The sequence below is a fragment of the Thermovirga sp. genome, from assembly GCA_012523215.1.
Classification (GTDB): Bacteria; Synergistota; Synergistia; order Synergistales; family Thermovirgaceae; genus 58-81.
The window spans coordinates 1-4,608 of the sequence record JAAYIZ010000103.1 but is presented as its reverse complement, the minus strand read 5'-3'; the positions used below and the strand labels follow the sequence as shown (position 1 = coordinate 4,608).

Here is a 4,608-nt window from a genome sequence, read left to right as displayed (position 1 = left end):
GAGGAGGGGGTCCTCAGTACATACTCCACCCCACCTTCGGCTACCTGCTGGGTTTCATCGCCGGCGCCTGGATCATAGGTTCCATATCGGAAAAGTCAAATAGGCCCTCCTTCACCCTTTACCTGTCAGCATGCCTTCTCGGGACGGCGGTGATATATGCCGCGGGAGCCTTCGTCCTTTACCTGAACCTTAACTTTCTTGCCGGCAAAGAAGCGACCCTCGGACAGGTGCTCGAGTTAGGGGTGATACCCTTCATGGCCGGCGATATCCTCAAGATGCTGGGCACCGCAGCCCTGGCCTCTCGGGTCGGTGCAAGGCTGAGGCAGGTAACAAAGGGCCCAGGGGGGACCTAAGGAAAAGCCTCCCAAGGGTGGTAGCGCCTTCCCTAGGCGTTACAATGGGAGGGGTCAGTGCAACCTCAGACCATCTCTCGGGAGGGACCGCAGTGGGCCAGGACAGCACCATGGCAAAACACAAGATACTCATCCTCATGTTAGTTCTCTACGCCGTGTGGGGTTCCGTTTTTCTTGCCAACCGGTTTTCCCTTGAAAGTTTTCCACCCTTTATGCTCAACGCCGTCAGGTTCCTGTCCGCCGGCGTTTTTCTGTATGTCCTCCTCCGGTCGAGGGGGAATGAAGGCTTGGGGCTTCGAGGATGGCTCGACTCCTTCATCGTGGGGGCGATGCTTTTCATAGGAGGCGCGGGGCTTCTCTGCGTGGGACAGCAATGGGTCGCGTCGGGACTTTCGGCGACGTTGCTGGCCAGCACGCCCCTGTGGACAGTGCTCTTCGCGGGGATCTGGGAAAAGATGCCAACCCCGATGGAGTGGATTGGCCTCGGAATAGGCATTGTCGGCGTGGCCCTTCTCAACTTTGACAAGGGCATCAGCGGCAATCCCCTGGGTGCGGTGATCATTCTGGCCGCCTCGGTCATATGGTCCCTGGGTTCGGTCCTCAATAACCGCTTCAAAAGCCTGGACAAACCCATTGCATCGGCCACGGAAATGATAGCGGGCGGGGTTCTGCTGCTCGGCGTTTCCATCCTGACCGGGGAGAAAATCTCCTGGCCCCTGACGGCGAGGGCATCGATGGGCATGTTCCACCTGGTGGTCTTTTCCTCGATCATAGGTTTCACCCTCTACCGTTTCATGCTCAGGACGGTGAGACCAGCCCTGGCGACGAGTTACACCCTGATCAACCCCATCACGGCCACGGTGTTGGGAGCCCTTTTCGCAGGGGAGTGCGTGTCGCTCATATCGGTGGCCGCCATGGCGGTGGTCCTTTCGGGGGTGGCGCTGGTCTTCCGGGCCAGGACTATCTGAGAAAGGAGCAAGTGGCATGAGTCTTAACCTGGTTGCTGAAAGTCTTTCCGCGGGGAACCTGGTCGTTCTCTCGGGAGCAGGTATGAGCACCGCTTCGGGGCTTCCCGATTTCAGGGGCGCCGACGGTTTGTGGAGGCAGAAAGACCCGCGCCTCCTCGCATCGGTATCCGCCATGGAGAACAGTCGTGCCGAATTCGTGGAATTCTACCGGCACAGGATAAGGATGCTGCAGGGCGTCGAGCCCAACAGGGGGCACCATGTGCTGGCGGGTTGGGAATCCGGGGAGCTCCTGGAAGGCATTATCACCCAGAACGTCGACGGGCTGCACCAGGCGGCGGGCTCCGGGAAGGTCCATGAATTACACGGAAACCTGAGAAAAGTCGGTTGCAGCCGTTGCCGAGCTTCCTTCGACAGCGAACTCTTCCTCGAGCGGGACGACTGTCCCGACTGCGGGGGACCGCTGAGGCCCGGCGTGGTCCTCTTCGGGGAGATGCTTCCCGGGGGACCCATGGAAGCCGCCGAAGACCTGGCGGGGACGGCCTCATCCTTCCTGGTCCTTGGTTCCTCGCTGGAGGTTTCGCCCGCCAACGCCTACCCCATGTTGGCAAAAAGGGCGGGGTCGAAGCTCTTTATCATCAACAAGACACCCACGCGGCTGGATCCCATGGCCGATGCGGTCATCCGCGGCGATATAGTGGCGACCCTGGAGGAGATAGGCAAAATCCTAAATCAAGGATCGTGAGCCGCGAACCAAAGGGCGAAAAACGTAAAGGATCAACGGTGAAGGGTATCTCGGCGATACAAGATCTGGCTTTTCCGATTTACGACCAACGATTCCCGGTTCACGGTCCTTACTCCAGCCACCGTTCCAGGTTCTGGAGGTAGAGCCTCCTCAGGTGCGATGAGACCGGTCCCGGCTTGCCGTTTCCAATGGCGGTCCTACCCACCCTGATGACGGGGAGGATCTCCTTAACGCTGCCGGTGATGAAGAACTCCTCGCAGTGGCTCAGTTCATCCGTCAAGGGGCATCTTTCCTCAACGGGGAGACCCGCTTCCCCGGCGATCTCAAGGATCATGCTCCTCATGGTTCCGGGAAGGACCCTGCCCTCGGGGGCGGTCACGATCTTATCATCGAGGAGCATGAAGGCGTTGCTATGGGACGATTCGGTAATTTCCCCTTCGGGGCAGTAAAGGACCTCCATCGCCTCGGGGTCCTCGGCGAGGGGAAGGTAGCTTCCCAGGTAGTTCACGCTCTTGACGCACGTCAGGGGCCTCGACGAGTCGATGGGGTGCAGAGCCACGCCATTCCGATAATCTTCTTCCGGAAAAGGAGAGAGGGGTTCAAAGATCACAAACAAACGGGGCCTGGTAAAGCCACGATCGGGGTCCAGGGTATCGCCGCCCGTGATGTAGGGTCGAACACTCGCCTCGCCCCCGACAAGACCAAGACCTTCCCGAATTATCCCTTCCATCTCCCCGGGAGACAGGAGCATGGCTATCCTGGACCCGGCTGCGGAGGCGGCCAGCCTTTCCAGGTGAGGCGTGAGGGCCATGGGCCTCCCATCGTAGGTCCTGATGGTCTCGAAGACCGCGACGCCCCTCTGGAAGGCGAAGTCAGAAAGGGGCAGCGAGGCTTCGCTTAATTGCTTGAAAACACCGTCGGCATAGCAGATGGTCATGAAAGGAGACCCCCCGGAGTTTTGTCTTTTGATACGGGGAACAGTATACTCCATCCGGTCGGGTTCCAAGGACGATAAGAAGTGTATAATTTCCATGAAAACGATCGACATTCCTTCAAAGGAGGCGGAGTGCGAAGCGATGACCCCAGAAATACTCGCTATCAACCCCGGCTCGACGAGCACAAAGATTGCCTGGTTCTCGGGTGGCGAACGCCGATGGCAGGAGACGGTAAATCATGATCCCGAGGTGATATCCTCCTTCGCGAAGGTGGCCGACCAGTACGAATTCAGGATGAGAACCATCGAGGAAGCCTCCAGGGCTAACGGGAGCGATCTCGACTCCCTCGATGCGGTGGTCGGAAGAGGTGGGCTTCTCGAACCCATCCCAGGCGGGACCTACAGGGTCGATGAGGACGTCATCAGCGACCTTTGGCGAGGCAAGCCCTGGGAACACGCTTCAAACTTGGGCGGGATCATCGCCGAGGCCATCGCGGGACCCAGGGGGATTCCCGCTTTCATCGTGGACCCCGTCGCCGTGGATGAACTTGACGATATCTCGCGGCTTACGGGGCTGCCGGAGTTGCCCAAGAGGTCCCTCGGGCACGCCCTGAACATAAAAGCGGCTGTCAGGATGGCCGCCGAGGAACTCGAGAAACCTTGGGAGGAGCTCGACTGCCTGGTCGCCCACCTGGGGGGAGGGATAACCATATGCGCCCACCGCCAGGGAAGGATGGTGGACCTCAACAATGCCAACGAGTTCGGTCCCTTCTCCCCCGAGAGGGCGGGGGGCCTCCCCGCGGGGGACCTGGCCCGCCTCTGCTACAGCGGTGAGTACACTATGACCAGCCTAAGAAGACGGCTAGTGGGCGAGGGCGGACTGAAGGCCTACCTCGGCACGAGCGACATGAGGGAGGTTGACTCCAGGGTCGAAGCGGGAGATGAAAAGGCTGGCCTGGTCTTCAGGGCCATGGCACTCCAGGTGGCGAAGGAGATAACCTCTTTCGCGGCGACCCTTTCCGGGAAGGTCGACGCCGTGATCCTGACCGGGGGCATCGCCCGCGACGTGCACTTCATCGAGCTCGTCACCTCCAGCGTCCAATGGATCGCCCCGGTGCTGGTCTACCCGGGTGAGGACGAGATGAGGGCTCTCGCCCAGGGGGCCCTGAGGGTCCTCTCGGGTGAGGAAGAAGCCCTGGTCTACAGAGACAACCTGTCGAGGAGGGCATGAGGAAATGTCGTTCGAAACGCTCGATTTTCTGATTGAACAAAGCCGGTCCGGCAAGGCCATGGTCCTCGCGGTGGTCGCGCCCCACGGCGAGGACATCCTGGAAGCCGTGGAAGAAGCCAAAAGGAAGGGCGTCGCTTCGCCAACCCTCTACGGGGACAGGGCGAAGATTGAAAAGGTTGCCTCGGAGTTCTCAATCGACCTTTCCTCCTGCCTCATCGTGCAGGAACCCGACGAGGAGAAGGCCGCCGAATTAGCCGTGAAGGCCGTTTCCTCGGGAGAGGCGGACCTGCTGATGAAGGGCAATATCAAGACGGCCACGTTGCTGAAAGCCGTCCTGAACAAGGAGTGGGGCCTCCGTTCCGGTTCCCTTCTCTCCCATG

The 4,608-nt window shown here is 60.0% G+C and carries 6 protein-coding genes; 5 read left to right on the top strand and 1 reads right to left on the bottom strand.

Annotation, left to right across the window (positions count from 1 at the left end):
* The 3 genes from GX108_02895 to GX108_02885 form a co-directional block, all read left to right on the top strand.
* Nucleotides 1-353: biotin transporter BioY (locus GX108_02895; protein ID NLO55991.1), on the top strand; the 353-nt coding region annotated here is incomplete at its 5' end.
* Nucleotides 354-445: 92 nt separating this feature from the next.
* The gene (locus GX108_02890; GenBank protein ID NLO55990.1) at nt 446-1,321 is read left to right on the top strand and encodes an EamA family transporter; all 876 of its coding nucleotides are present in this window, start codon (nt 446-448) and stop codon (nt 1,319-1,321) included.
* A gap of 16 nt (nt 1,322-1,337) precedes the next feature.
* Nucleotides 1,338-2,063 carry an NAD-dependent deacylase gene (locus tag GX108_02885; GenBank protein ID NLO55989.1) on the top strand — a complete coding sequence of 242 codons (726 nt, stop codon included), beginning with the start codon at nt 1,338-1,340 and terminating at the stop codon, nt 2,061-2,063.
* A gap of 109 nt (nt 2,064-2,172) precedes the next feature.
* Here GX108_02885 and GX108_02880 read toward each other — a convergent pair whose 3' ends face one another.
* Entirely contained in the window at nt 2,173-3,000 is an 828-nt protein-coding gene (locus GX108_02880; GenBank protein ID NLO55988.1) for an aminotransferase IV, read from the bottom strand.
* Nucleotides 3,001-3,139: 139 nt separating this feature from the next.
* On the opposite strand from GX108_02880, the gene buk reads away from it, so the two are divergent.
* Nucleotides 3,140-4,228, top strand: coding sequence for a butyrate kinase (gene buk, locus GX108_02875; GenBank protein NLO55987.1), 1,089 nt, complete (start codon nt 3,140-3,142; stop codon nt 4,226-4,228).
* Between the two features lie 4 nt (nt 4,229-4,232).
* A partial coding sequence (locus tag GX108_02870; GenBank protein NLO55986.1) for a phosphate butyryltransferase occupies nt 4,233-4,608 on the top strand: 376 nt, incomplete at its 3' end.

Excerpts from the sequence above, each read along its gene's own strand:
- GX108_02885 (NLO55989.1), top strand. The coding sequence starts at position 1,338 with ATGAGTCTTAACCTGGTTGCTGAAAGTCTTTCCGCGGGGAACCTGGTC.
- GX108_02880 (NLO55988.1), bottom strand. The coding sequence starts at position 3,000 with ATGACCATCTGCTATGCCGACGGTGTTTTCAAGCAATTAAGCGAAGCC.
- buk (NLO55987.1), top strand. The coding sequence starts at position 3,140 with ATGACCCCAGAAATACTCGCTATCAACCCCGGCTCGACGAGCACAAAG.